The organism is Chelatococcus sp. HY11, from assembly GCF_018398335.1.
Lineage (GTDB): Bacteria > Pseudomonadota > Alphaproteobacteria > Rhizobiales > Beijerinckiaceae > Chelatococcus.
The window spans coordinates 203,194-228,488 of the sequence record NZ_JAHBRX010000002.1 but is presented as its reverse complement, the minus strand read 5'-3'; the positions used below and the strand labels follow the sequence as shown (position 1 = coordinate 228,488).

The 25,295-nt window shown below is 62.3% G+C and carries 22 protein-coding genes; 7 read left to right on the top strand and 15 right to left on the bottom strand.

The genetic code is table 11. The features are described from left to right. Positions 1-8: 8 nt before the first annotated feature. The 3 genes from KIO74_RS22120 to KIO74_RS22110 form a co-directional block, all read right to left on the bottom strand. Complete coding sequence (locus tag KIO74_RS22120; protein ID WP_213336747.1) at positions 9-1,034, bottom strand: hydroxyacid dehydrogenase; 1,026 nt, start codon at positions 1,032-1,034, stop codon at positions 9-11. Between the two features lie 133 nt (positions 1,035-1,167). Beyond that, complete coding sequence (locus tag KIO74_RS22115; RefSeq protein WP_213336745.1) at positions 1,168-1,992, bottom strand: sugar phosphate isomerase/epimerase family protein; 825 nt, start codon at positions 1,990-1,992, stop codon at positions 1,168-1,170. Positions 1,993-2,001: 9 nt separating this feature from the next. Beyond that, entirely contained in the window at positions 2,002-3,009 is a 1,008-nt protein-coding gene (locus tag KIO74_RS22110; protein ID WP_213336742.1) for a hypothetical protein, read from the bottom strand. Between the two features lie 329 nt (positions 3,010-3,338). Here KIO74_RS22110 and KIO74_RS22105 point away from each other — a divergent pair, with 329 nt between their 5' ends. The 3 genes from KIO74_RS22105 to KIO74_RS22095 all read left to right on the top strand — a co-directional run bounded on the left by KIO74_RS22105 (position 3,339) and on the right by KIO74_RS22095 (position 6,767). Further along, positions 3,339-4,634 (top strand): ABC transporter substrate-binding protein, encoded by a 1,296-nt coding sequence (locus KIO74_RS22105; RefSeq protein ID WP_213336739.1) that lies wholly within the window; start codon positions 3,339-3,341, stop codon positions 4,632-4,634. 394 nt (positions 4,635-5,028) lie between these two features. Further along, on the top strand, positions 5,029-5,913 hold the full coding sequence (locus tag KIO74_RS22100; RefSeq protein ID WP_213336736.1) for a carbohydrate ABC transporter permease: 885 nt from the start codon (positions 5,029-5,031) through the stop codon (positions 5,911-5,913). Then, complete coding sequence (locus KIO74_RS22095; protein ID WP_213336733.1) at positions 5,910-6,767, top strand: carbohydrate ABC transporter permease; 858 nt, start codon at positions 5,910-5,912, stop codon at positions 6,765-6,767. The genes KIO74_RS22100 and KIO74_RS22095 overlap by 4 nt, the downstream gene beginning before the upstream one ends. A 190-nt stretch (positions 6,768-6,957) precedes the next feature. On the opposite strand, the gene KIO74_RS22090 is transcribed toward KIO74_RS22095, so the two are convergent. The 3 genes from KIO74_RS22090 to KIO74_RS22080 form a co-directional block, all read right to left on the bottom strand. Then, positions 6,958-8,022 carry a LacI family DNA-binding transcriptional regulator gene (locus KIO74_RS22090; RefSeq protein WP_213336730.1) on the bottom strand — a complete coding sequence of 355 codons (1,065 nt, stop codon included), beginning with the start codon at positions 8,020-8,022 and terminating at the stop codon, positions 6,958-6,960. A gap of 125 nt (positions 8,023-8,147) precedes the next feature. Further along, on the bottom strand, positions 8,148-8,582 hold the full coding sequence (locus KIO74_RS22085; protein WP_213336727.1) for a DUF1810 domain-containing protein: 435 nt from the start codon (positions 8,580-8,582) through the stop codon (positions 8,148-8,150). 107 nt (positions 8,583-8,689) lie between these two features. Then, a complete protein-coding gene (locus KIO74_RS22080; RefSeq protein WP_213336724.1) occupies positions 8,690-9,061 on the bottom strand; it encodes a winged helix-turn-helix transcriptional regulator in 372 nt (123 codons plus the stop codon). 91 nt (positions 9,062-9,152) lie between these two features. On the opposite strand from KIO74_RS22080, the gene KIO74_RS22075 reads away from it, so the two are divergent. Continuing rightward, positions 9,153-9,698: an NADPH-dependent FMN reductase gene (locus tag KIO74_RS22075; RefSeq protein WP_213336721.1), complete on the top strand. Its 546-nt coding sequence runs from the start codon at positions 9,153-9,155 to the stop codon at positions 9,696-9,698. 207 nt (positions 9,699-9,905) lie between these two features. Here the strand turns inward: KIO74_RS22075 and KIO74_RS22070 are convergent, their stop codons facing one another. From KIO74_RS22070 to KIO74_RS22055, 4 genes are all read right to left on the bottom strand, one after another. Further along, positions 9,906-10,736: a VOC family protein gene (locus KIO74_RS22070; RefSeq protein ID WP_213336718.1), complete on the bottom strand. Its 831-nt coding sequence runs from the start codon at positions 10,734-10,736 to the stop codon at positions 9,906-9,908. Positions 10,737-10,825: 89 nt separating this feature from the next. After that, the gene (locus KIO74_RS22065) at positions 10,826-11,239 is read right to left on the bottom strand and encodes a DoxX family protein (protein WP_213336715.1); all 414 of its coding nucleotides are present in this window, start codon (positions 11,237-11,239) and stop codon (positions 10,826-10,828) included. 131 nt (positions 11,240-11,370) lie between these two features. After that, entirely contained in the window at positions 11,371-12,282 is a 912-nt protein-coding gene (locus KIO74_RS22060; RefSeq protein WP_213336712.1) for a LysR family transcriptional regulator, read from the bottom strand. A 76-nt stretch (positions 12,283-12,358) separates the two neighbouring features. After that, entirely contained in the window at positions 12,359-13,474 is a 1,116-nt protein-coding gene (locus KIO74_RS22055; RefSeq protein WP_213336709.1) for a LacI family DNA-binding transcriptional regulator, read from the bottom strand. A 145-nt stretch (positions 13,475-13,619) separates the two neighbouring features. On the opposite strand from KIO74_RS22055, the gene KIO74_RS22050 reads away from it, so the two are divergent. Together KIO74_RS22050 and KIO74_RS22045 are read left to right on the top strand one after the other, a co-directional pair. Further along, positions 13,620-15,347 (top strand): IlvD/Edd family dehydratase, encoded by a 1,728-nt coding sequence (locus KIO74_RS22050; RefSeq protein ID WP_213336706.1) that lies wholly within the window; start codon positions 13,620-13,622, stop codon positions 15,345-15,347. Positions 15,348-15,480: 133 nt separating this feature from the next. Continuing rightward, on the top strand, positions 15,481-16,884 hold the full coding sequence (locus tag KIO74_RS22045; protein ID WP_213336703.1) for a neutral/alkaline non-lysosomal ceramidase N-terminal domain-containing protein: 1,404 nt from the start codon (positions 15,481-15,483) through the stop codon (positions 16,882-16,884). A gap of 113 nt (positions 16,885-16,997) precedes the next feature. Here KIO74_RS22045 and KIO74_RS22040 read toward each other — a convergent pair whose 3' ends face one another. The 4 genes from KIO74_RS22040 to KIO74_RS22025 all read right to left on the bottom strand — a co-directional run bounded on the left by KIO74_RS22040 (position 16,998) and on the right by KIO74_RS22025 (position 21,229). After that, positions 16,998-17,891, bottom strand: a complete 894-nt coding sequence (locus KIO74_RS22040) for an ABC transporter permease (RefSeq protein ID WP_213336701.1) — start codon at positions 17,889-17,891, stop codon at positions 16,998-17,000. Further along, on the bottom strand, positions 17,888-18,832 hold the full coding sequence (locus KIO74_RS22035; protein ID WP_213336698.1) for an ABC transporter permease: 945 nt from the start codon (positions 18,830-18,832) through the stop codon (positions 17,888-17,890). The genes KIO74_RS22040 and KIO74_RS22035 overlap by 4 nt, the downstream gene beginning before the upstream one ends. Positions 18,833-18,882: 50 nt before the next feature. Then, on the bottom strand, positions 18,883-20,460 hold the full coding sequence (locus KIO74_RS22030; RefSeq protein WP_213336695.1) for an ABC transporter substrate-binding protein: 1,578 nt from the start codon (positions 20,458-20,460) through the stop codon (positions 18,883-18,885). An 88-nt stretch (positions 20,461-20,548) separates the two neighbouring features. Beyond that, the gene (locus KIO74_RS22025; RefSeq protein WP_213336692.1) at positions 20,549-21,229 is read right to left on the bottom strand and encodes an RraA family protein; all 681 of its coding nucleotides are present in this window, start codon (positions 21,227-21,229) and stop codon (positions 20,549-20,551) included. A 219-nt stretch (positions 21,230-21,448) separates the two neighbouring features. On the opposite strand from KIO74_RS22025, the gene KIO74_RS22020 reads away from it, so the two are divergent. Then, positions 21,449-23,524 (top strand): ATP-dependent helicase, encoded by a 2,076-nt coding sequence (locus tag KIO74_RS22020; RefSeq protein ID WP_213336689.1) that lies wholly within the window; start codon positions 21,449-21,451, stop codon positions 23,522-23,524. Between the two features lie 209 nt (positions 23,525-23,733). On the opposite strand, the gene KIO74_RS22015 is transcribed toward KIO74_RS22020, so the two are convergent. Continuing rightward, positions 23,734-25,290 carry an indolepyruvate oxidoreductase subunit beta family protein gene (locus tag KIO74_RS22015; protein ID WP_213336686.1) on the bottom strand — a complete coding sequence of 519 codons (1,557 nt, stop codon included), beginning with the start codon at positions 25,288-25,290 and terminating at the stop codon, positions 23,734-23,736. Positions 25,291-25,295: the final 5 nt, after the last annotated feature.

Sequence of the window (25,295 nt, the reverse complement as noted above, 5' to 3'; positions counted from 1 at the left end):
TCACACCTTCATCCGATCCGCGCCAGGGACGTCATCGCTATGTCGCCGAGAAGTGGCTTGCCGGCGACATAGCGTTCGATATCGTTGATGATGGCGGTCAGCATGCGCCTGCGCTCGCTCCCCTGCGGCCCCGCGATATGGGGCGTCAGGAAGACGTTGGGAAGATCGAACAACGGCGAATCCTTGGGCAGTGGCTCCGGATAGGTCACATCGAGGCTCGCGGAAATGCGCCCGGACAGGAGCTCTTTCACCAGTGCGGCATGATCAATCAGTACACCCCGCGCGGTATTGATCAGCGTAGCACCATTCTGGAGCAAAGCGAGGCGCCGCGCATCGAGTATATTGATGGTTTCATCGGTGATTGGTGCATGAACGGACAGAATATCGCAACGTCCGATCATATCATCCAGGTTGTCCACCTTCTCCGCGCCGAGGGCGATGGCGTGTTCTCGCGCGAGGTAGGGATCATAGACAAGGACTTCCAAGTCGTAGTCCCGCAACCGCTCGATGACTCGCATGCCGACGCGTGATGCGCCGAGGATGCCGACGGTTTTGCCCAGCAGCCCGCAATCATGCGTCGTACGGCCGCCATAGCTTATCTCACGATGCTGCCTGTATTGTTGCGATTGCGTAAAGGCGCGTTTCGCGGCGAATACGATGGATGCCAGCGTGAATTCGACGACAGGCAGCGCGACAGCGTTGACGGCGGCCGTAACACTTATGCCGCGATGCCAGACGTCCTCGGAGAGAAATTGCTTCACCGTCGCGGCGAGATGGCCAACGAGCTTGAGGCGGGGGGCCATCGCGAGGGCAGTCGTGTCCAGAAGAGGAGCCCTCCAGCCTGTCACCAGAATGTCAGCCTCGGCGAGCAGCCTCGCGGCGCGTGCGTCGTGATAGGTCTGCATCGGCTCGTCATCAAGGACATCGGCAATGGTGGCGAGGCGCGCGAGATCCCTGCTGTCGAGCGCGCCCGCGTATCGCTCCGGATCGAAGGCAAAGGCGAGAGTTGGGCGGACGGCGATTGGGCGATGCATGGACACTGTCGCTTTTGATGCAAGGGAGAAGGGGATGGGATCCAAGGTCGACCCGATGGAGCGACATATCGGTATCCCATGGGATAAGGCGGTTACGTCATCGTCCCCGGATGGAATGCGAGCACCCTCCCGATCAGGCCGCGAGTAACGAACCAAAGTCTGGCAACACCGCATCCAGCGGCGCGAGTGCGGGGTGCCACAGGCGCTCCCACTCCAGGCTCACGACCCCCGAGAACTGCGAATGCCGTAGGACGTCCTGGAGATCGGACAAGGGAAACTCGCCCGCGCCGAGCGGGACATAACGATAGCCGTGGCGCGTATCCGGCGCGGCGACGCTGTCCTTCACGTGCATGTGGACCACGGCTTCGCCTATGCGCGCCCAGGTTCGGGATGGTGCCTCCCCGCTCCGCCTCCAGGTGTGATGGGTATCCCACAGGAGCTTGCAGCAGGGATGGCGCGCAACGAACGTCTCAAGCGCGGCCGGCTCAGCCAGGCTGTCATGCGTCTCGACGATGATGTCGACCGGGGGATCGAGCGCGGCACTTTCCGCACGCCACCAGGCCAGTGTCTCGCCCGCCTGTTCAAACTCCTGTTCATCGCCAGCCCGCCCGCCGTCGAATACCCGCAAGTGTGGCGCGCCGAGGGCTTGCGCCCAGGGGATATACCGTCGGAAGTCGATGAGATCGCTCTTGTTGTTCCCGATCAACCGCAGGGAGGTGCCAAGCGCGGCGACGGGGACAGCGAAATCCGCCGACGCGACGCGCAATTTTTCCGGCGTCCCGAAGCGGGCGGAAAAATAGGCTGGCAGATCGGTCCCGCCGCCGAGCGCGCGCAGCTCGATCATCGCAATCCCGTATCGCCTTGCCAGAGCGGCAACGGCGCCGATCTCCAGCTCAGGGCAACCAAGCGAGGAAAAAGCCGTGGCATAGGGAGGACTTGATTCGGTGGAGTTCGGCATGTCGTTTCGCTAGATGAAAGGACGACGGTCGAGAACGAGCTTCAGGGGACGATCCGTTATGACCAGTCCCGGCAAGGCCTGTTGTACTTCCGCGAAGGCGCAGAGATTGCCGAACAGGGCATGCAGGTCGTTGAGGCCGTCGTCCGTGGCGGGGTCCAGCGACGACACGAAATCTCCGAGGCGACGTGCCAGCTTCTCCATCGCGCTCCGGGCTTCGCCGAAGCGATGGTCGCAGGCACGCAGCGCACGGTTCATGCAGTAGAACCAGTCGATCTCGGCAAAGCCAATGCGCTCGCCCAGGGGGAACTGCCGCTCGGCTTCCATCTCCAGACAACTCTCGATCAGCCGCTCCGGATAGCGCAGGGGCCGTCGCGCGTATTGCATGTTGAACAGATAGTGAAAGGTACCGGCCATATGCGGCACCATCGTCGTCGTGCCGCTATGGGTTATGCGGGGCAGATCACGCCCGGCAAGAAGGCCCGTGGCCGGATCAGTATTGTCCCAAAGCCAAGCGAAATAAGCGTCTTCCCAGGCGAGGCCGACCTCATCGGCGAGCACCAGCGCGGCATAAAGACCTGCCCCGCGATGGGACTCCCGCCACGGATTCCCACGCCAATCCAGGGAGGCGATGAAGTCCCGCATGCCCTCGGCTGTGGTGTAGGAGCGCAAAGCGGTGAGCGGATGCAAGGGCCCCGCGTCGAACAGCTCCAGCGCGGCGATACAATGCGCCGTGGTGTGGATGGGATGGTGGGTCGGCTCCTCAAACAGCCCGCTTTCGGGTGACTGCAACCCTTGCAGCGCCTCGACCCACGCGACGCGCTCCTTCGGCTCTCGCGGGAAGCGTCCGATGGTGTAGAGAATATTGGCCGCGTCGGCGCATCCGTATGGATTGACTCCGAGGTCCCGCGAACCATCATCCGCCTGCGTGTTCCAGCGACGGTAGACACCCGGTTCAAGAGCATGATTGGCAACAATGGCCTCGGCATGTGTGATGAACCGGCGCAGATCGATCGACATGGTTTCCGTCCCTGGTCTTCTCGTGAGCGCGCCCAAACTGCGGCGCTCCATGGTCTTCAAGTTGGACTGGCAGCTACCAATCGAGGGAGATTGGTCCCTTCGCGCAAATTTGCGTAATTTCGCAACTCATCCAGCCGCCATGTCCCAACCGTTCCTTTGTGAAGCGCGGCCTATGGTTCATACCGGATCAGATGCGCGAATGTCGATCCCAGATCAGCACGAAATCGAAATTTGCGCAACTTTTCGTTGACAGGAAAATTTGCGTAACAATGATCAGGACGACATGAAGGCCCGCGACAAGCAGGCTGCCGCCAACAAGGGAGATCGCCATGAGGGGTATTGTGCGTCTGATAATCGCGGGTGTGGCCGGGGGCATGCTCCTCTCCGCCAGTGCCAGCGCCCAGGAGATCATGATTTGGCATGACAAGGGTGAAGACGGACTGCGCATGATCGAGCAGATGAGCGAGCTCTACAAAAAGGAGCACCCCAACGTTACGATCAAATCGCTGTCCATGCCGACCGATCAATGGTTCAGCCGCACCATTGCCGCGTTGAATACGAATACCGCACCCGATATCATCTTCAATGACAATCCGCGGATTGTGCAGATACAACAGACGACGCGGAAGCTATCCGACCTGAAGCCGGCGCTCGATCAATTGTCAGCTGACGATCGCAAGGCGATCTCGCCAGCCGACGTGGCGGCGTCCACCTACCAGGATCGCGTTCTGCAGATCCCGTTCCAGCGAACGATGACAGGTCTCGGCGTCCGCAAGAGCTGGCTGGCGAAGGTGGGAGAGCCTTACCCGCAGACATGGGATGACGTCCTGCGCGTCGCGAAGAAGTTCCAGGAAAACGATCCCGATGGGAACGGCCGCAAGGATACTTTCGGAATTGCGATGCAGGCCGGCGACCCCGCGTCGATGATCAACGGCGGCATCAACCTGCTCGTCTACGGCAACAGCCTTCCCCATCCTTTCGTCAATGACAAGGGCGATGTAATCATCGATCAGCCGGAAGTCGCCAAGGCCACGATCGAGTATTTGAAGCTTTTTACCGACTATAAGCTCGTGTCGCCAGAAACGGTAAACCATACCTTTACCGATATGTACCAGCTCATCGAAGGCGGCCGTGTCGGGATGTTCCGTGTGGGTAACTGGAATGTCGGCAAGTGGGACAAGTCGCCGCCAGCCGGAGACTATATTGTCGGCGGCTATCCCACGATCGGCGCTGGCCCTGGCCCTGGCGCTATGGTCGTGGGATCGGTCCGCGGCATGGCGGTTCCCGAGAATGCGAAGAACAAGGAAGCCGCGAAGGAATTCGTCAAGTTTATCGTCTCAAAGGGAGCGCAGCAGATATCGCTCAACAACATGGGCGGAAGCGTGCGCGGGGATCTGGATACGAGCAGCCTGACGCCTGGCCTCAAGCCCTTCGTCGAAAGCAGCAAGCTGCAGATGGATGATTTCGCCGCGGCCAAGTTCCCCTGGTATCTCAAGCTCCAGGAGGCCTATTACAAGCATCTCATCAATGCGGTGAACAACCCGCCAGCAGACTGGAACGCCTGGATCAAAACAACGGCTGACGCATTGCGCAAGGAACAGGAGAACCTTCAGAAGAAGGGCTAGGGCCAATCGACGTTCAAGTATTGCCCAAGCGATACCACCGTCATCGCCGGGGTTGTCGCCGAAATCGAGTTTACACGATTTCGGATCTTGATAGAGAACTCGGCAGCAGCCGAGTTCCCGAGACCCCGACCGGGAAGGCGCCCTGATCCATCGGGATGGCCGGGACGAGCCCGGCCATGACAGCTGAGAATGCCGAATGTCGATTGAACTTAGCGCGCCGGCACCAAGCGGACCGCGTTTTTTGAATTTCTGCCATATATCGCCGCTCAATTGCGGTTGGATTGCCGGGGGATCGTTGAACCCGGCTCCAGCATTCCTGACAACATAGCGTCCGGCATAAGGGAACCCTATGTCATCTGTCGCGCTTCATCGCGTTCCTGCGGAGCGGCGTATCTTGAAGAACAATACGGCCTGGCAACACGCCACGCTGTATCTTTTCCTGGCGCCATTCGCGGTCATGACCATCCTGTTTGGTCTTTGGCCAATTGCCGACAGCATCCGTATCGCCTTTACAGAGTCGAGTACGGCTCTGAGCGATGCCCCTGTCTATGTCGGACTTGAAAACTTCCAGTCCGTGCTGGCGGACAGCACATTTCAATCATCGCTTTGGCGCACCCTGCTCTATACGGTACTCGCCGTCGGCATAAACGTCTCGGCGGCCATCGGTCTCGCCGTGCTGCTCGCGCATCCGGCCTTGCGGCGTGGCAGAACCCTCTTCAAGCTCGCCATATTCCTGCCCGTCATTACCCCCGATGTCGCGAGCTTCATCGTCTGGAAGTGGATGTTCAACCAGAACTTCGGCATCGTGAACCACACCTTGCTGAGCCTTGGTTTGCCTCCCTTTCCCGGCGTGACCCAGCCGGTCAGCGCCTTCGCGACCTTGCTCGTTGTCGAAGCGTGGCAGCATGTGGGCCTCTACACCCTCATCTTTCTGACGAACCTTCAACTGCTCGACAAAACGTTGGATGAATCCGCGCAGATCGACGGCGCCAATGGCCGGCAGCGCCTGATCTTCGTCACGATACCGCAACTCCGGCCCGCGATAACCATCAATACGGTCTATGCCCTCATCGAATTTCTGAAGACATTTACGGTCATCTTCGTCATCACCAAAGGTGGGCCGAATTTCTCGACCAATTTTATCTCCTATTATGCCTACACGAAATTTACTGGCGCTCAATACGGCGAGGCGACAGCTATCGCGACCATATTGTTCGTCATCGTGTTTGGACTTGCGGCAAGTGCCTACGCCTATCTCGATCGGAGTGCGGACAGATGAATGACGCCGAATTCACCGCGGCGCCGACCTCGCGTCCTGTCGCGATCATCCTCTACGGCATCGCGACTGTGGTTGCCGCGATCTTCATCTACCCCTTCCTGTGGATGGTTGTCAGTTCATTTCGCACGCAGGAGGCGATCCTTTCGGCTCCCATGCGGTTGTTGCCAGAAAGCTTTGATACAACGGCCTTTCGCAGTCTCGCGACGATTGGCGGGACAGCGCTATCCTCCTTCGCGTGGAATTCATTGCTGATAACGATGCTTGCGACGGCTGTCGGCGTCTGCGTGATGGGGCTTGGCGCCTATGCGCTCTATCGCAATCCCAGGCTCCCGCTGTTCACGAGTGTACGTTATGGCTTTCTGCTGACCATCATGTACCCGAGTATGCTCCTGGTCATTCCGCTATACTTCGTGTCCTACACGCTCGGACTGCTGGGCAGCACATTGGGCATCGTGCTGGTCATGAGCCTCGTGCCCCTGGTTTTCTTCATCTTCGTCCAGTTCTTCAGGACCATACCCCACGAGATGATCGAGGCCGCGCGTATCGACGGCGCGAGCGAATGGCAGATCCTGACCCTCATCATTCTGCCGATCGCGCGCCCGGTCATCCTGACCGCCGTTCTCATCGCGTTTCTGATGAATTGGAAACAGTGGTTTCCCATCATGGTGCTGTCGACAAGCCCGGATACCTACACCTTGCCGGTCGCGCTCGCCGCCTTGAACAGCGAGTATGGCGTCGACTTCCAGGCAACGATGGCGCTCGCGACAATTACGGTCGTCCCGGTGGTCGTGCTGTTCCTCGCCACCCAGCGTCGCGTCATGGGCAGCTTCATGGCCGGCGCGGTGAAGGGATAGCTTTGAAGCGCTGTTGTTGTATCCAGTGCGCGCCGACGGCTTGGCCGGGCTAGTGACTTGGCCGAGCTAGTGACTTGGCCGAGCTATGACCTGGCCGAGCCAACTGATTTCCTTGGCTCGGGATCTGGACAGGTGTCGTCCGGCGGCGACGGCGCTCTATCCGATCTCGCCATCCTTGCGATCGCGGTATCTACGGATCCGGAACATGCTTTCCCGGCCTCTTGCCGACCGTGCTGACCGTCTGCCCTTTCACTGGCACGACGGCGACCTCGATCTGCAGTCTGATAGCTTCCGGGTCGGCGCAACGCCGCGCCATCAGCTGGACCGCCTGCCGGCCGATGTCCCGTAGCCCGACCCGAAGCGTCGACAGCCTGGGCGTGACATGCTCGGCGAAAGGCAGATCATCGAATCCGAGCACCGAAACGTCGCCCGGCACGTCGTAGCCGCGAGCATGCAACGCCTGCATCAGGCTGACCGCGTAAAGATCATTGATGCAGAATATGGCCGTCGGCCGCGAGGAGCCCTCCCCCACCGCGTCCACCACACGCTCCACGTGCTCCCGGGTTGGCGCTGGCAAGGTCACGATGGAGAGCTTCGCCTCCGGCACATCCGCGACAGCCGCCTTGAACCCCCGTAACCGCTGCAGCGTGGTCCAGCGCAGATGCCCCGATACGTAGAGGAGCGAGCGATGCCCCTGCTGGATCAGCATCTGCGCGGCCATCTGGGCGCCGTAAAAGTTAGCCGGGGTCACACAGTCGAAGCGCATTTCGGGGTCCGCGCCGTTCACCAGGACGGTCGGAATGCGTCTCTCCAGCAGAAGTTGCGCCAGTTCCACAGGGGGATCTATTCCCACAAGGAAGAGCGCCTCGGCGCGCTGTGTGGTCACGTCGTCGATGATGCGTTTGATGTCCTCTGTGCGATCAGCGGCGAGACGCACCTCGATGGTCATGGATGAGGCGCGTGCTTCGGCGATCATCCATTTGACGATCCCATCGTAAAATCCCGTCAGGCCATCGGTTGTCCGGTCAAGGGTGACATAGGCATGGACATGGCGGGATATGCCGCCCTTGCCCGCCCTCGCCTCATAACCCATGTCGCGCGCCAGACGGCGAACACGCTCGCGTAGGTCCTCGCTGATTCCCGGCGCATCCGCCAGCGCCCGCGATATCGTGCTGACAGAGACACCAAGGGCCTTGGCGAGATCGTTCTGGTTTTTCCGCTGGGTCACATCAGCCTGCGCTTCGCAAATCGTCATGCAACTCTACGCAAATATCTTATCGTCGCAATCTTTCCGAAGGGCTCAACCTTTCGCCAGCGTATTTTTCGCTCGATTCCAGGGGCCCCTGAATAAGAGGCCGCGGCAGACGGATGTGTTCACACTCAAAGAGAAAGGAGTTCCACGGTCGGTGCATGCTCAGCACCACCGAAGAAGACCTCGATCGCCTGCCGGAACGGGGAGGATGCCTCGGCATCCGCGCGGGCGAACACGGTCATCGAGGCGTGAAACTTCATATCGTCGGGCGTGCCGAAAATGGCATGAGCCGTGAGATGAGGATGCGCGAGCACCGCCTGCGTCGCCGATACGAGACGCTGCGCCAGAAGAGGATGCGCGAGATAGGCCTTGGCTTCGGCGAGCGACACGAGACCATAGAACTGGGCGCGCATCGAGCGACCCAGGCTGCCCAGCTGCGGAAACACGAACCACATCCAGTGGCTCATCTTGCAGCCCGCATGGAGCTCAGCCAGCGCGACGTCGAAAATGCCATCCTGCGCCGTGACGAAGCGCTCGAGATCGAAGGGATCCTTGCTCGTCATGTCGATGCTCCAAAAAAGGCCAGCGAAGGGTCACAAGCGAATGGGACGGGACGTTTGAGAGGAGCGGCGGCCTGGGCGATGTCTTTTGCACCAGGTTTTTTCCACCCTCAGACAGCCTCGCGATGATCGTACGCTTGGCGGGCGTCCAGCACCCGTTCATGGTTGGCCGCCGCCCAATCCCCGAGCGCACGTAGCGGGCTCGATAGCTCATGTCCGAAGGGGGTGAGCTCGTATTCGACGCGCGGGGGAATCGTCGGAAACACGCGACGGGTCACGTAGCCGTCACGCTCCAGGCCACGCAACGTCGTCGTCAGCATCTTGCGCGAAATGCCGTCCACAGAACGTTCAATCTCGCTGAAACGCTGCTTCCCGGTTGCGAGCAACATGACGATATGCACCGTCCATTTGTCACCGATCAGCGCTATGACCTCGTTGGCCTTGTGGCATTTGCCAGGTGAGTGGACGGCAGTAGGTTTCATCGAGGTGCCTTGGTAACGGCAACGTGCCGTCTTGCGGGAGTTTCTTTAGTCTCTAATATAAACTGAGTTTCCAATTTATACAGAGTTTGCCATGCAAAATGTCGCCGTCATCGTTGGCTCCCTGCGTCGGGACTCCATCAATCGCAAATTTGCCGAGAGCATTGGTAAGCTGGCGAGTGATCGCCTCAATTTCAACTTTGTGCAAATTGGGGATTTGCCGCTTTACAACGACGATCTCTGGCAGTCGCCGCCGGAAGCGGTCCTTCGCATGAAATCCGATGTCGAGGCCGCCGACGCTGTCCTCTTCGTGACGCCGGAATACAACAGGACATTCTCACCGGCGATCAAAAACGCGATCGACTGGGGCACGCGCCCCTGGGGCAAGAATTCCTGGGCAGGCAAGCCCGCGGCGATCATCGGTGCTTCCCCGGGCGTAATTGGAGCAGCCGTGGCGCAGAATGAGCTCAAAGGCCTCGTCACGGTCTGCGGCATGGCACTGTTGGGCCAGCCTGAGGTCTATTTCTGCTACAAGCCCGAGCTTTTCGACAGCGCCAACGAGGTGGCAGACGAGAGCACGAAAGCATTTCTGAATACGTTTATCGACCGCTTCGCCGCCTGGATCGTCAAGACGAAATAGGTGGCGTCCAGGCTGAAAGGTGGCGTGGCGCCTGCCAACCATGGAGCAAGTCCGTCTGTTGCGGACTTGCTCCGCTTGAAAAAATCCAGAACGTGAAAGATCCGAGACGCGCGTTAAACCCGTTCTGTAGGGTCTTCCGTCGCGAATGCGCGCTGCAGGAAGGCGCCAGCCAGGGCAACGCCTTCGCGTCTCGTGCTTCTGCGCAGATCAACGTACGAGCAGCGTGATCGCTGTGCCCCAGGGATCCCGGAGATCAAGGTGCGCGGGCGACGCCACATTCGTGCACCCGAGCGGGCTGCTGACGGCTGCAAGGCGCGACGGCGCCACGTGAATTTCGAAGTCCGCAAGGCCGGTCGAGGGATAGGAGCGTTCAGTCGCCCCCCGGCTGTTCCAGATATTGGTCGCGATATGGTGGTGATATCCATCCGCGGCATAGAAGGTGCCGCCCTGGTAACGACATGTAATGTCGAGCCCCAGCGTCTCGCTATAGAAAGCCTCGGCCGGCGGGAGCGCGCCCACCTGAAGATGGACATGCCCGACCTTCGCGCCTTCGGGGAAGCCTCTCCACGCTTCGTCGCCGGCACTTGCCACAAGCCCCTCGATGTCGAGCGGCTTCGTGGACATCGCCACGACGCCGTCCGTCCAGTGCCAGCTGCCAGCAGGGCGGTCGGCGTAGATTTCGACCCCGTTACCCTCCGGGTCGGAGAGATAGATCGCCTCGCTGACATCGTGATCGGACGCACCGACGACGGGTGTCCGGGTGCTGCCGGCGTTGCGCGCCCAACGTCCGAGGTCGGCACGTGTGGGAAGCAGGAAGGCGGTATGAAACAGTCCGGCCTCGCGCGGCGTGCGGCGGCGCGCGGCCTTGTCACGGCGCAGCTCGAGCAGCACGGCATCGCCGGCTCCCAGTTCGGCCATTTCGCTGTTGCCCCGCAGAAGATGAAGCCCGACGGCGCGTTGATAGAACGCGCTGACACCGTCGAGATCATTGACGGTCAATGCGACACGGCCCATGGCGAGCGTTGATGGCGTTGTCATGATGCATGCTCCTGCTTGGGCTGTAGGATGCCCCACGCTTCGGCAATGTCCGTGCGAGGGGCAACAGGGTTTGCGCCGCTAAGGGCGGATCAGATGGCCGAGCGCGAGGTGGTCGGCTTCAGGGCGAACGCGCCGTCGCCGATCAGCGCGAGCGCCGCGAGGCCGGCGACCCACAGGCCAAGAAATTCCCAACCGCCGTTTGGATTGGTGAAGAAGAAGCCGGCAGGACCGTGAACCGTAAAGATGGCCCCGAGCAGGACGGGAATCATCAGGATCGCGACAAGGCGTGGCCAGACGCCGAGAATGAGAGCCAGGGCGCCGACAATCTCCCAGGCGATTGTGACATAGGCGAGCCAACCCGGCAGGCCAAGGGAACCGAAAAAGGCGGCGGTTCCGGCAGGTGTGAAGACGAAGAGCTTAAGACCCGCATGCGCGAGAAACAGCACACCGAGCACAAGCCGCAGAACAAGGGCGGCGTAGGGGGCGGTACGAGAATCGGACATGGTCCATTTCCTTTGGGGGAGGCGCTTGTGTTGGTGGCAGTAGAATGCGCCCTGCCGTCGGGAATGATTAGCGGGCCGGGATGGCGCGCTTTCCTTCCAATTTGGAAGCAATCCCGTCGGCTCTGTTGGCGCTACCACCCCTCGTCCCACGCTGGCTTGCCCCGAAAACACGTCACGAGATAATCGACCAGCGCGCGCACCTTCAGCGCCAGATGCCGGCCCGGAGGATAGAGCGCGAACAGGCCATGCGGCTGCATTTCCATGGCGGGCAGGAGGGGCTCAACACGGCCCGCGCGCAGACTGGGACCAGCGATGAAGCTTGGCACATAGGCGATGCCGAAGCCGGCCTCCGCAGCCGCAAGGCACGCCTCGCCGTTGGAGAAGCGTAGTCGTCCAGAAACCGGCACCAGCAAGGCGGTGCCGTCCCCCTGGCGGAATGGCCAGTTAAAGGGATCGCGGAAATTGGCGTCGATGATGCATTCATGCGCGCCGAGCTCATCGGGATGACGGGGGCTCCCGCGGGCTGCGACATAGGACTGCGAGGCCACCAGCACGACCCGGACATCGCACAGTCGTCGCGCGATGAGGCTGCTGTCCCCGGGCTTGCCAATCCGGATCGCGGCGTCGAAACCCTCGTCGACGAGATTTACAACGCGATCCGAGAAGCTCACATCGAGCTGGATCTCGGGGAAGGCCCGCGCGAAGTCCAGGAGCAGCGGTACGAGCTGCGTGGCGCCGAAGGATAGCGGCGCCGTCAACCGCAGCCGCCCTGCCGGGGCACCCGAGGCGTTGCGCACGGAGGCGTCAAGCGCATCGAACTCATCGAGCAATGTCTTGATGCGCTCATAATAGGCTTGGCCGACCTCCGTCGGCGAAAGCGCCCGCGTCGTGCGCTTGAGGAGCTGGACGCCAAGGTCGGCCTCAAGCTTCGAAATGAGCTTCGAGGCATGCCCGCTGCTGGTGCCGAGCCGCCGCGCGGCGGCAGCAAAGCTGCCGGCATCAAGCACCGCCACGAACATGCGGTCGCAATCGAGACGCTCCATGATCCCTTCCAGAGCAGAAATCAACAGCGCATTCTAACGCCTATTCCATCCATTCTAGAAATGAAGCTCTCGACTCTCATCTATCCCTTGATCGCCGAGGCCCATCATCTTCCAAATCGGCGCTACCGCCGGCCGCCGGGCGGATCGATCCACCAGCGGCGGGATGGACCGGCAGGAGCTTGTGCTGGCCGCCGGGCTCCTCGCCGTTGATAGCCCCGACCAGCATCTGCGCGGCCTCCAGGCCGATCTCATAAGCCGGAGACGTCACACTGCTGAGCACGGGGGTCGAAAATTTGCGAAACCAGAAGGCGTTGAAGCCGGTCACCATGATGTCGCGCGGCACCTCGAAGCCACAGCGCGTGGCGGCCTGGATAGCCGCGAGGCCAAGTTGGTCGTTGCCGCCCATGATCGCGTCCGGAGGCGGTCCCTGCTGAAGCCGGGCGACGATTTCCTCGACCGAGGTCTCAAAATCTTCCTCATGCGTGGTGAGATAGTCGACCGTAAGCTGTCCGGCGGCGATCCGGGGGCGTGCCGCCTCAGCAATGCCGGCGGCTCGTTGCTCCGTTCCTGGCCAGATCTGGCGTGGCATGACGCATAAAAGACGGCGGACGTTTCGGCGCAACAGCTCCTCTGTCAACGCCGCCGCGCCGCCCTTGTCATCCTGGCGTATCGAGCTAGCCGCCGTCATATCCTCCGGCGGCAGATCCTGCACGATCAGCATAGGCAAGTTGAGCTGCGCGAGCGTCCGATAGGTCGAGATGCGTTCCTCACGCCCTCCGGACACCATGACCGCGAAACCGTCGTAGCCCGTGCTGCGGCCTACGAAGGTGGCCAGGGCTTCCCTGTCCTGCAGGCCATTGACCATGAGGCCGTAGCCTATTGTCGCGAGGTAGTTGCTCATGCCCGCGGCGACCTGCGTGATATAGGGATCGTCGAGGAAGCGGCGGTCCGGATGCATCACCGTCAGGCCCAGCGCGAACTCGCGCTGCAGCCGCAGGCTTCGGCCGCTGCGTTGCGGGCGGTAGCCAAGCTCTTCGATCGCCGCGCGGACCCGCTCGGCAACCTCCTTGCCCACACGTGCCATGCGTCCATTGATGACGTTGGACACGGTCATCACCGACACGTTCGCACGCTCCGCCACATGGCGTAGGCTCGGCTGTGTCTGGCGCGCAGCAACGGGCTTCTTGCTCATCACGTTCATCTACAATGCTTCGCTACGACCTCGCCATCCCTATTCGGCACGGCCCCTTCAAGCCATCTTGATTTAACGATAAATCATATTTAGAAATCTTGGAAGCTGCCGTTTCAAGAACGAGACCTTCCGCAACGAGGCTTCCATGTCGGGATTACCAAAACGCCTGCGCTCCGCCGAATGGTTCGGCGGGCATGAAAAAGGTGCCTTCATCCATCGAAGCTGGATGAAGAACCAGGGCTTCGCGCCCCATCTTTTCGATGGCCGCCCGGTCATCGGCATCTGCAATACCTGGTCCGAGCTCACCCCCTGCAACGGCCAGCTGCGCGACCTCGCGGAGCAAGTGAAGCGCGGAGTCTATGAGGCCGGAGGCTTCCCCGTTGAATTCCCGGTGATGTCACTGGGCGAATCTAACATGCGGCCGACCGCCATGATGTTCCGCAATCTCGCGGCGATCGAGGTGGAGGAAGGCATCCGCGCCAATCCCGTCGACGGTGTCGTGCTGCTTGTCGGCTGCGACAAGACCACCCCGGCGCTCCTGATGGGGGCGGCAAGCTGCGACCTCCCGGCCATCCTCGTTTCCGCCGGCCCGATGCTGAGCGGCAGCTTCATGGGGCGCATGCTCGGCTCCGGCACGGATGTCTGGAGGCTGAGCGAAGAGATGCGCGCCGGCATCATCTCCGAGGAGGAGTTCACGGCCGCTGAAAGCGCCATGAGCCGCTCTCCCGGCACCTGCAACACCATGGGAACCGCCTCGACCATGGCGAGCCTCTCCGAGACCATGGGCATGACGCTTCCCGGCAACGCGGCGATTCCCTCAGTCGACGCACGCCGCCGCGTGCTCGCCTTCATGAGCGGCCGTCGGATCGTGGAGATGGTCAACGATGATCTTCGCATGTCGAAGATCCTGACTCGCAAGGCTTTCGAAAACGCGATCCGGGCCAATGCCGCCATCGGCGGTTCGACCAACGCGGTCATCCATCTCCAGGCGCTCGCCGGGCGTGTTGGGGTGGAGTTCAGCCTTGATGACTGGGACAGGCTTGGGCGCGACGTGCCGACGATCGTCGATCTCATGCCGTCCGGCCGCTTCCTGATGGAGGATTTCTTCAATGCCGGCGGCATGCCGGCGGTGCTGCGGCGGCTTCTCGACGCCGGCCTGCTGCACGGCGACGCGCTGACCGTGAATGGCCGCACCATCGCTGAGAACAACGGCAACGCCCGTATTGAAAGCAGTGAGGTCATCCGTCCGCTGGACAACGGACTGACCGACAACGGTGGCATTATGGTTCTGCGCGGCAATCTCGCGCCGAACGGAGCTATCCTGAAGCCCTCCGCGGCGACACCAGCGCTCCTCACCCATCGCGGCCGGGCCGTCGTCTTCGAGGACATCGACGATTACCACGCGCGTATCGACGATCCCGATCTCGACGTGGACGAGACCTGCATCCTCGTCCTGAAGAACTGCGGACCGCGCGGCTATCCCGGGATGCCCGAGGTCGGCAACATGGGCCTGCCGCGCAAGGTGTTGCAACGCGGCGTCACCGACATGGTGCGCATTTCCGACGCGCGGATGAGCGGCACGGCTTACGGCACTGTCGTGCTGCATGTCGCGCCGGAGGCCGCTGTCGGCGGGCCGCTCGCCCTGGTGCGCAACGGCGACATGATCGAGCTCGATGCGCTCAACAACCGCCTGCATCTCGACGTCACGGACGAAGAATTGGCCGCGCGGCGGGCGGAATGGGTCGCGCCGGAACCGCCGGCCAGCGGCTACGAGCGCCTTTTCATCGACCAGATCCTGCAGGCCGACCAGGGCTGTGACTTCAATTTCCTGGCGGGCTGTCGCGGCGCGCCCGTCGCCCGCGACTACGTGTGAGAGCGTATTTCCGGTGGAATCGGATTCACCGGAAAATACTCCAAGTCTTTGATTTAACGGTCTTTTATTCTACGGATTTTCAGGCGAAAGAACGCTTCGCGCTTTTGCTGAAAATGCTCTACGGGAGAACGACATGCTGAAAGTGGGAGTTGCGCGTCAGGACATGACGCCACCCGTGGGCATACCCCACACCCTGTGGGGCGCCCGCACGCGGGAGACGGCCGATCGCATTCACATTCCTCTCAATGCGACCGCGCTCTGCCTCGACAACGACGGCACGCGCGTGCTGATCGTGGAGATCGACGTGACCGGCCTGCCGACGTCCGTGTCGGACGACATCCGGGGCCAGCTGGGCAAGGCGACGGGTATTCCGGTCTCGCATATCAGCCTCGGCTTCACGCATACGCACAGCGCGCCCGTCTGGAATGCTGAAACCACCAACGGTGCGTCCGCTGATTTGCCGGGCATGGAGCTGATGCCGGCCTGGCGCGAGAAAACCGTCGGGGCCATTCTCGCTGCGGCCAGGACAGCCTGCGATACACTGCAGCCGGCCCGCTTCGCCTCCGGCTATGGCCAGAGCGAGGTCACCGTGCACCGGCGCTTCCGCACGCCTGAGGGCCGCGTCGTGGTCAGCCCCAACCCCGGCGGCGAGCGCGATACGACCGTCACCGTGCTGCGCTTCGATGATCTCGATGGCAACACCATCGCGAGCGTCGTGGGCTATGGCACCCATCCCATCATCCTGGCGCATCAGAATTCGGCCATCAGCGCCGAATGGCCGGGCGCCATGAAACGGTCCGTGGAGGCTCTGCTTGGCGGCACCTGCCTCTTCCTGCAGGGCTGCGCGGGCGACCAGATTCCTTATGAAGCGCTGACCGGTGATGTGCGCGTCGCCGAGCGCATGGGTAACCGTATAGCGGCCGATGCAGCGAGCGCCTTGACCGCGCTATCACCGTTGAACCATCGCGATGTCTTCAGCCATGTGGTCGAATCCGGCGCGCCGCTCGGCATGAAGCGGCGCGAGGTCCTGCCTGACACACCGGCCCCGCTGGCTGTGGCGCAGGTGACGGTCGACCTGCCCGTGCGTCCGTTCGAGCCGATCGAAACCCTTGAGCAGCGGGCGACGGACACCCGCGCGGAATTCCTGGGGCTTGATCGCGAGACAGCCGACCACGCTGCTATCGCCGACGTGCATTTCCGCGCGCGGCGCGCCGATATCATGCTCACCATGGCGCGGCGGGCCTTCGGGATGACGACGGTACCAATCGAGATCCGCGCGATCCGCATCGGCGATACCGTCCTGGTTTCCGCGCCGCTCGAGTTGTTCGCGGCGACCGGCATGGCGATCCGCGAGGCTTCTCCTTTCACCACGACCTTCACGGGCGGCTACACCAACGGCACCGAAGGCTATCTCCCCCTCTCTCATTCTTATGGCGAGGGTGGTTACGAGACGGAACTGGCCTGCTTCGTGGGGCCCGAGGCAGAAGGCATGTTCCGCCAGGCGGCCATCAAGCTCGTCCGCGATTTGCGGGGATGATAGCGGGGCGGGGCGGCATCGCCCCGCTAACGAGACTTCGAAAAGAGAGGCCGCGTGACGATAATCACGCGGCCTCTCTTTTTGGTGTTCTGCGCCTGGCGCGTACCGCCGGCTCAGTCGTGGAGCTTCACGCGCGGGTCGAGCACGTCACGCAGTCCATCACCGAGCAGGTTGAGGCCAAGGACGGTGACGGCGATCGCGATGCCGGGAAAAATCGTCAGCCACGCCGCCTCGCGGATATAGCCGCGCCCCTCGGCGATCATCATGCCCCAGCTCGGTACGGACGGCGCCGAGCCAAGCCCGAGAAAGCTGAGGACGGCCTCGGAGAGCACCGCATAGGCGAAGACGAAGCTGAGCTGCACGATCAGCGGCGCCATGCAGTTCGGCAGGATATGCCGGAAAAGGATCTGGACATCGCGGGCGCCGGCGCCGATCGCCGCCTGCACATATTCCATTTCCTTCACCACCAGCACCGACGAGCGCAGGATGCGGGCGGTGCGGGGAATATAGACGACAGCGAGTGAAATCACCGCGGTCATCGCCGACGGCCCCATGGCGGCCGCGATGCCGATGGCAAGGAGGACCGAGGGAAAAGCCATCAACGCGTCGGCGAGACGCATCAGGATGCCGTCGAGCCGCCGATAATAGCCAGCCAGCGCGCCGAGCAGGACCCCGAACACGGCGTTCAGCACAACGACGCCGAGACCGATCGCGAGGCTGAACCGCGCGCCCCAGGCGATGCGGCTGAAAATATCCCGTCCGAGATTGTCCGTGCCGAGCCAGTACGTCGCGGATGGCAGCTGGAAGCGGTTGCGGATCGACATCCGCGCCGGATCGAAAGGCGAGATCACGGGTGCGAGCACCGCAAGTACAGTCACCAGGAGGCACAGCACCATCCCGATCATGAAGGAGCGGTGGCGCAGAAGCCTCCGCACCGTCCGGTTTTTCCAGAACGATTGGCGTTCAACAATAGCGGCCGCGCCTGCCATATCAGTCACCAGTGTCATTGGAGGCGCACCCGTGGATCAAGCCATGCATAAATGAGATCAACCGCAATGTTCAGAAGGAGCAGGGCCGAGGCGACAAACAGCAAGCCGCCTTGGATCATCGGATAATCGCGCGCGAGAATGGCGTTGCCCAACAACGCGCCGATTCCGGGGACGGCGAAGATGGTCTCCACGATGACCGATCCGGATAACAGGACGGACAGGATCATGCCGATGACCGTGACGATCGGCATCAGGACGTTGGCCATCGCATGGCGCACGATGATCGTGGTTTCCCTGAGGCCTTTGGCGCGCGCGGTGCGGATGTAGTCCTGCCCGAGGATTTCCAGCATGGTCGAACGCGTGAGGCGGGCGAGCAGGCCGATCTGCATGAGGGCCATGGCGATCGCCGGCATGGTCGCGCTGCGCAGCCAGCCGAGCGGATCCTCGGTGAAGGGGATGTAGCCGCCGGTCGGCAACCAGCCGAGCTGGACGGAGAACAGCACGATCATGACGAGGCCGAGCCAGAAATTCGGCACCGACACACCAAGCAGCGCGATCACCATGGCGATCTGGTCGAGGATGCGGTTGTGACGCATCGCGGCCACCATGCCGATAGAGATGCCGAACAGGATCGTCAGCACGAGCGAATAGATCGCCAGCGATATGCTGATGGGTGAGCGCTCGATGACCGTTTCCAGCACCGGCTGCCCGAGAATCAGGGAATGACCGAGATCGCCATGAAGGAGGTTCGAATAGAAAATGCCGAGCTGGACGAGGAAGGACCTGTCCAGCCCGAGGTTCTGTCGCAGTTGCGCCAGTTCGGCCGGCGTCGCATTGGGGCCGGCGAGCATCGCCGCCGGATCGCCTGGCACGAGCTGCATGATGCCGAAGGAGATGAGGCTGACGAGGAACAGGATCGGCACGGCCTGAGCAATGCGCCTCAGAGCATAAGCTAGCATGGGAACTCCGCTGGATTGCCGGTCCTTATCTCAACGCCTTCGTTACGCTTTTATTGTTTGAGCCAGATATTGGAGACACGCGTGTTGAAGAAGGGAATATATCCTTCGACATTGGCGCGCGTCGCCTGGATCTTCGGAATGGCGCCGAAGGGTATGGCCATGACCTGATCGAACACACGGGCTTGTGCCTTGGCAAAGGCCTCCTTGCGCTTCTCGAGGTCGGGGCTCGACGACAGAATGTTGAACTGCTTCATGAATTCTTCGTCGGATTTGTTGCCCACGGGCTTATGCACGTTGGAGGGATCAGCCAGATTGCGGAGCGACTGCGCGCCGCCCTGGGCGGTGACTGTGATCCAGGTTGTGAAGAAGAAATTCCAGCCCTTGCTCTCGTTGACGCTCATGCCGAGCGCCGTCGGCCAGTCGAGCACCAGAAGCTCGGCATTGATGCCTGCCGCCTTCATCTGCTCGGACATGACGAGCGCCGTCGTATAGGCGCGCGGAATATCGCGCGTTGTGAGGAGCACGACCTTCTCGCCCTTGTAGCCGGCTTCCTTCAGCAGTGCCTTGGCTTTTTCCGGGTTGTTCTGGTTGTAAAGCTCGCCGCCAGCCTCGCTGTAATAAGTCTGCCCGGGAAACTGGAAGGATGGATTGAGGCTGAAGGCGCCATCGCTCGCCGCGTCCATGATATCTTCCATGTTCAGCGAAGCAAGAATGGCTTGGCGAACCTTGAGATTATCGGTGGGTGCCTGCGAGAGATTGGGATAGGTCAGGTTCAGGCCGGCATAGTCGAGCTGAACGAGCTTGATATCCTTGTTCTTCGACAGTCTTTCGCGGGACAGGGTCGGCACGTCCTCGACAATCTGAACCTCGCCAGTTTCCAGCGCCGCCGTGCGCGCGCCGGGTTCGGCGAGCGTGCGGAAAGTAACAGTGTCGAGGCAGGCTTCCTTCTGCCCGGCAAAACCCGAAATGCCCTTGAGCGTCTTGTTCGGCACATAGCCGTCGAAACGCTTGACCTTGACATGGCTGTCAGCCACGAACTCGACGAGCTCGAATGGCCCCGTCCCGTTAGGCTTCAGCTGCGTTGGTTCAGCATTGGATTGATCGGCCGGGACGATCACGATCGGCACGGTCGACGCCGAGATGCTCTCGAGGAACGTCGCGCGCGGCTCTTTCAGAATAATGCGGAAGGTCGCATCGTCGGGCGTTTCCCAGCGATCAACCGCGTCCAGCGCGGAACGGTCTATACCGATGCGCTTGTAGCGTGCGAAGGATCCGGCGACGTCAGCTGATGTCAGCGGCTTCCCGTTGTGGAACTTCACACCCGGACGCAGCTTGAACGTATAAGTCTTTCCGTCATCACTCACATTGAGCTGTTCCGCGAGGTCGAGAACGGGAGCCATGTTCTCGTCGCGCGTCATCAATGTCTCGAAGATGTTCATCGCGACATTGCGGGTTGCGTTCGCGGCATTCACATGTTGATCGAGCGTGCTGAGCTTGGCCTCCATGCCGAAAACGAGATCGCCGCCCTTTCGGCCGCAGATCTCAGCCTGTGCCGCGGCCGTCCCCCAGCTCAGAAGGCCAGCCGCAACAGCAGTGCAGGCCAGAAGTCGTGCCTTGATACGTGCCATCTTCATCCCCTTTGTTCTGTTTGAAGCGATGTGCCCTTCGGCATCTTTCGTGCAGCGCCGCTCGCGCCGGATACGGACAACGAACCGTTCAGAGAATCCCGAATTTGGCGAAGACATTGGCGAGGGTTTCACCTGCCGCGAGCTCTGCCAGGGTGTTTCGTTCGCCTTTGAGACGCTCGGAAGCACGCCGGATAACGTCAGCTTCCACGGCCCTCGGCACCACCACGACGCCATCCACATCCCCGAAAATGAGATCGCCGCTCGCGACCTTGACGCCCGCGCATTCGATCCCGACGTCCAGCGCGACGATCTTTCCCCGCCCCTTGGAGTCGATCGGCGCGATGCCACCATGGAAAACGGGGTAGCCGATGGCCCGGATCTCGCGGGTATCGCGAACGCAGCCATCCATCAGAGCGCCCGCGGAGCCGCGAAAATTGGCGGCCGTGCTGAGAAGCCCGCCCCAGGGCGCGATCCGTCCCGACATGCCGCAGGCGAAGACGGGAATCTCGTCGCGCTTGAGGCTGTCGACGAGTGTGATCTCCAGTTCGTAAGGGTTCTCGCCGGGGTGCGGCCGCTCGTAGACTTCGAGATAGAGCGCGGTGCGCGCGCGCCCCACCATCACGCTTCCCTCATCAAGCGGCCGGATGGTGTGCGGCATCGCCTGGTTCACATAACCCAGATCATCCAGCACGTCGGACAGAAGAGCACTGAAGAAGAGCTCTCGCATGTCGCGCAATGACGGGTAAGCATCAATTCTGGTCTCGGCCATCACACACTCGGTCAATGCTGGGCCGCCCAAAGCCAGGCCGCCTCGGTTTTGATTTATCGTTAAACTATAATTCCGAACGGTCCTGAGTCAACTGGCATTTCGCGGCTCCCCGCCCGCGCTGGAAGTGCGCGGATCGGATCCTTTGCATTGCGAACAAAACGAGAATTTGGGAACGTGGATACTGGTGATTCGTGGAATGCCTCGCAGGAAAGTTCGATCGTGTCCGCAGCTGCAGCCTATCTCGAGACCTTGAATGCGGAGCAAAGGCAGGCTGTCGAGCACGGCGTCGTCGACGCCAAGGCGACCATCGCACCACCACTTCTCATTATCGCTGGCGCCGGGTCGGGCAAGACGAACACGCTGGCCCATCGCGTCGCCCATCTTATTGTCGGTGGGGCCGATCCGAGGCGTATCCTGCTGATGACCTTCTCGCGCCGCGCCGCCGCCGAAATGGCGCGCCGGGTCGAGCGCATCTGCAACCGCGCGCTGCCGGCCCATGCCCAGCCGCTGACGGATGCCCTGACATGGGCGGGGACGTTTCACGGCATCGGCGCGCGTATCCTGCGCGACTATGCCGACGAAATCGGCCTTGATCCGGCTTTCACGATCCACGACCGCGAGGATTCGGCCGATCTCATGAACCTCGTCCGCCACGAGCTCGGCTTCTCGCGGACCGAGACGCGTTTTCCGGCCAAGGGCACTTGCCTTGCGATCTACTCACGCGCCGTCAATGCCGAGACCCCGCTCGAGGAGGTGCTGGGTCGCCATTTTCCCTGGTGCGCCAGCTGGGCCGAGCAGCTGCGGGAGCTCTTCGCCGGCTATGTCGCGGCCAAGCAGGCGCAAAACGTGCTCGACTATGACGATCTGCTTCTTTATTGGGCGCGCGCGGCCGCCCATCCCGTGCTGGCCGAGGACATCGGCGGTCGGTTCGACCATGTGATGGTCGATGAATATCAGGATACCAACCGCCTCCAGGCCTCCATCCTCATGGCTCTGAAGCCCAGGGGCGAGGGATTGACGGTCGTCGGGGACGATGCGCAGGCGATCTATTCCTTCCGGGCGGCGACCGTCCGCAATATCCTTGAATTCCCCAGGCGTTTTACGCCAGCGGCCAAGGTCATTACGCTGGACCGCAACTATCGCTCCACGGAGCCCATTCTGGCCGCCGCCAACGGCGTCATCGACCTCGCGAGCGAACGCTTTACCAAGAACCTCTGGACCGAGCGCCGCTCGGCGGAGAAGCCGCGCCTCGTCACGGTGCGCGACGAGACGGAACAGGCGCGCTATATCGCGGAGAGCGTGCTCGCCAACCGGGAGGCCGGCGCCAGGCTGAAGCAGCAGGCGGTGCTGTTCCGCGCGACCCATCACAGCCGGCCACTCGAAATCGAGCTCGCGCGCCGCAATATCCCCTTCGTGAAATTCGGCGGGCTCAAGTTCCTGGACGCCGCCCATGTCAAGGACATCCTGGCGATCCTGCGTTTCGTGCAGAACCCTCGCGACCGCGTCGCGGGCTTCCGCGCCATGCAGCTGTTACCGGGCGTCGGACCGGGGACCGCGCAACGCGTGCTCGATGCGCTGGCTAGTGCGGATCAACCATTGACCCTGCTCCCGACGTTGCCCGCGCCGCCGCGCGCGGGCAACGACTGGACGTCCTTTGTCGCGATGATCACCGCCATCGCCCGTGGCGACGCTACCTGGCCGGCGGATATCGAACAGGCGCGCCGCTGGTATGAGCCGCATCTGGAGCGTCTTCACGAGGAAGCCACCGTCCGCAGCGCCGATCTCCTGCAGCTGGAGCAGATCGCGGCGGGCTATGTCTCCCGCGAACGCTTCCTCACCGAGCTGACGCTCGATCCGCCCAACGCGACCAGCGACGAGCCCGGCGTGCCGCATCTCGACGAGGACTATCTCATCCTGTCGACGATCCATTCCGCCAAGGGCCAGGAATGGTCGTCGGTTTTCGTGCTCAACACGGTCGACGGCTGCATCCCGATCGATCTCGGCGTCGGCACGAAAGAGGAGGTCGAGGAGGAGCGGCGGCTGCTCTATGTGGCGATGACACGCGCGAAAGACGGCCTGCATCTCGTTGTTCCGCAACGATTCTTCACCTATGGGCAGAACCCGCAGGGCGACCGGCACGTCTATGCGTCGCGCACCCGCTTCATCCCCTCCAGCCTGCTCGCGCGTTTCGAGGTCACTACCTGGCCACGCGTCAGGGAAGAAGCGGCCACACGCTCCGACACGCGCAATATCCGTGTCGACATCGGCGCACAGATGCGCGGCATGTGGCGTTAGGCTGAATCGCCATTCGGGACTATCCCGCGCCGGTCATCCGGGGGCGGGCGGTAGCTCGCGCCCGGGATCCAGAACCGACACGGTTCGTGAAAGGCGCCCCCCTGCTGAAACGGCATTGGTTCTGGATCCCGGACAACGGCTTCGCCGTTTCCGGGATGACCAGAGTTTCCCGTCCGATCCTGTTGGACGCACGAAATGGCGGATTGATCCTACCGATAGGCGCTTTCCGCCGTCCGCAGCGCGCCGTCGAGCGCTGTTCCCTCTTCGTCCATCAGGGCGGCCTGTTTGAGGCGACGCAGCCAGGCCGCGCCGTCCGGCTTCGCGGTGAGCATGGGAACGGCCGCGAGAACCCGGTCAAACTTGGATTGGCCGCGCGCGTGGGTGTCGGAATAGCCCTTGACCAGCCGCCGGCAGGCGATCGCCTCGACAGCGAGGTCGTAATCCCGGGGCAAGGCCGTTGTCGCCACGTCAAGCCAATGCGCGACATGGGCCATCTCCCGCTCGTGCCGCAGGGTGCGGGTTCGAATCGGCTTGAGGCTCGCGACGACATAAAGGCTGAGGAACCAGCCGATGGTGCCTGTCCGCACCCGGCGGCCGCGGTTGACGAGACGGTCGAGGGCCTGGAACAGTTTCGGCCGGGCTTCGAGGAAATGGCCCATGCCGGCCGGCAAGGTCCCAGCCACCTCTTCCATGCGCGGATGCATGTATTCGGTCGTATAGACGATCTGGTCGCCCTTGGCGCCGACCTCGCGCCGCACCCGGTCGAAACGGCTGGCGCGCGTCTTGAGATCGGCAACGCGGATGACGTCGTCATAGGCGAAGGCGACCGCGAGATATTTGGCGGCAGTAGTGGTGAAGGCAAAGCCCTTGCCCGCGCCGTCATGGGCGGCATCGAGGGCGGTCAGCGCCGCGAGCCGGTCGAGATAGGCGCCGGCATAGGCGATGTCCTGATAGTCGACGAGGCGCTTGACGCCGGCGAAGGCGATGGGATGCGCCTCGGCGGGCAAATCCTTGCGGATGCGTGCGATGAGCCCGTCGAGCGCCGCGTGCCCCACGGTATCCGGCAGGGGCGGCAGGGCTTTCTCGGGCTCGGCGCTCACCGTATCACGCGGCTTCTCGCGGGTGCGGTCATAGGCGGCCGAGAAGGCGCGCAGGCTGGCCTCGACACCCTTGCCTCCCGCCTTGACGGCGTCCTCGAAGGCCGCGCGCGGGAAGGGCAGCACCTCGGCGGCCGCCAGCGCGCCGAACATGGCGGCTGAAATGACGCTGCCGTTCTTCTCGGCAAGCGTCTGCATATCAAAGGCTATGATGCGCTTGGCCGCGATGCCGGCGGCTTCCACCACGACGAGCGGATCCCCGATGCCGTTGCCCGGCTTTTCCTTCTCGCCGACCGCGAAGGAGCGGTGGCTGGAGGTAATCAGCGTCGTGCGCTCGGGTGTGACGAGGCCGCGCATCATGGAGCGGCCGGCCTCCATGAATTCCGCGGCCATGACGACATCGACATCGCCGGGCGTCGGCATCAGCGACAGGATCGGATCGTGCCCGTCCTGGGCCTGCAACATTTCGACGTAGTAAATGGTCGCGCCCGTGCGCTGCGCGACGCCGGGTACGGAGGTGGATTGAGCCACCCAACCCTGTGCCTCGGCGAGCGCGACAACCCAGTCGGACAGGACACCGCCGCCCTGCCCGCCCATGGCGAGGATCGCCACGGAAATAGGACGCGCGGTTGCCAGGCGCGCTGTCGGAAAAGTCTCATGGCGTGTCATCGCGC

What these genes read in the sequence shown, in the direction of transcription:
- KIO74_RS22015 (WP_213336686.1), bottom strand. Translation starts at nt 25,290, where the DNA reads ATGACACGCCATGAGACTTTTCCGACAGCGCGCCTGGCAACCGCGCGT.
- KIO74_RS22025 (WP_213336692.1), bottom strand. Translation starts at nt 21,229, where the DNA reads ATGGCCGAGACCAGAATTGATGCTTACCCGTCATTGCGCGACATGCGA.
- KIO74_RS22055 (WP_213336709.1), bottom strand. Translation starts at nt 13,474, where the DNA reads ATGAGCAAGAAGCCCGTTGCTGCGCGCCAGACACAGCCGAGCCTACGC.
- KIO74_RS22075 (WP_213336721.1), top strand. Translation starts at nt 9,153, where the DNA reads ATGCAAAATGTCGCCGTCATCGTTGGCTCCCTGCGTCGGGACTCCATC.
- KIO74_RS22080 (WP_213336724.1), bottom strand. Translation starts at nt 9,061, where the DNA reads ATGAAACCTACTGCCGTCCACTCACCTGGCAAATGCCACAAGGCCAAC.
- KIO74_RS22030 (WP_213336695.1), bottom strand. Translation starts at nt 20,460, where the DNA reads ATGGCACGTATCAAGGCACGACTTCTGGCCTGCACTGCTGTTGCGGCT.
- KIO74_RS22060 (WP_213336712.1), bottom strand. Translation starts at nt 12,282, where the DNA reads ATGGAGCGTCTCGATTGCGACCGCATGTTCGTGGCGGTGCTTGATGCC.
- KIO74_RS22070 (WP_213336718.1), bottom strand. Translation starts at nt 10,736, where the DNA reads ATGACAACGCCATCAACGCTCGCCATGGGCCGTGTCGCATTGACCGTC.
- KIO74_RS22110 (WP_213336742.1), bottom strand. Translation starts at nt 3,009, where the DNA reads ATGTCGATCGATCTGCGCCGGTTCATCACACATGCCGAGGCCATTGTT.
- KIO74_RS22090 (WP_213336730.1), bottom strand. Translation starts at nt 8,022, where the DNA reads ATGACGATTTGCGAAGCGCAGGCTGATGTGACCCAGCGGAAAAACCAG.
- KIO74_RS22065 (WP_213336715.1), bottom strand. Translation starts at nt 11,239, where the DNA reads ATGTCCGATTCTCGTACCGCCCCCTACGCCGCCCTTGTTCTGCGGCTT.
- KIO74_RS22035 (WP_213336698.1), bottom strand. Translation starts at nt 18,832, where the DNA reads ATGCTAGCTTATGCTCTGAGGCGCATTGCTCAGGCCGTGCCGATCCTG.
- KIO74_RS22115 (WP_213336745.1), bottom strand. Translation starts at nt 1,992, where the DNA reads ATGCCGAACTCCACCGAATCAAGTCCTCCCTATGCCACGGCTTTTTCC.
- KIO74_RS22050 (WP_213336706.1), top strand. Translation starts at nt 13,620, where the DNA reads ATGTCGGGATTACCAAAACGCCTGCGCTCCGCCGAATGGTTCGGCGGG.
- KIO74_RS22120 (WP_213336747.1), bottom strand. Translation starts at nt 1,034, where the DNA reads ATGCATCGCCCAATCGCCGTCCGCCCAACTCTCGCCTTTGCCTTCGAT.
- KIO74_RS22095 (WP_213336733.1), top strand. Translation starts at nt 5,910, where the DNA reads ATGAATGACGCCGAATTCACCGCGGCGCCGACCTCGCGTCCTGTCGCG.
- KIO74_RS22040 (WP_213336701.1), bottom strand. Translation starts at nt 17,891, where the DNA reads ATGACACTGGTGACTGATATGGCAGGCGCGGCCGCTATTGTTGAACGC.
- KIO74_RS22105 (WP_213336739.1), top strand. Translation starts at nt 3,339, where the DNA reads ATGAGGGGTATTGTGCGTCTGATAATCGCGGGTGTGGCCGGGGGCATG.
- KIO74_RS22085 (WP_213336727.1), bottom strand. Translation starts at nt 8,582, where the DNA reads ATGACGAGCAAGGATCCCTTCGATCTCGAGCGCTTCGTCACGGCGCAG.
- KIO74_RS22045 (WP_213336703.1), top strand. Translation starts at nt 15,481, where the DNA reads ATGCTGAAAGTGGGAGTTGCGCGTCAGGACATGACGCCACCCGTGGGC.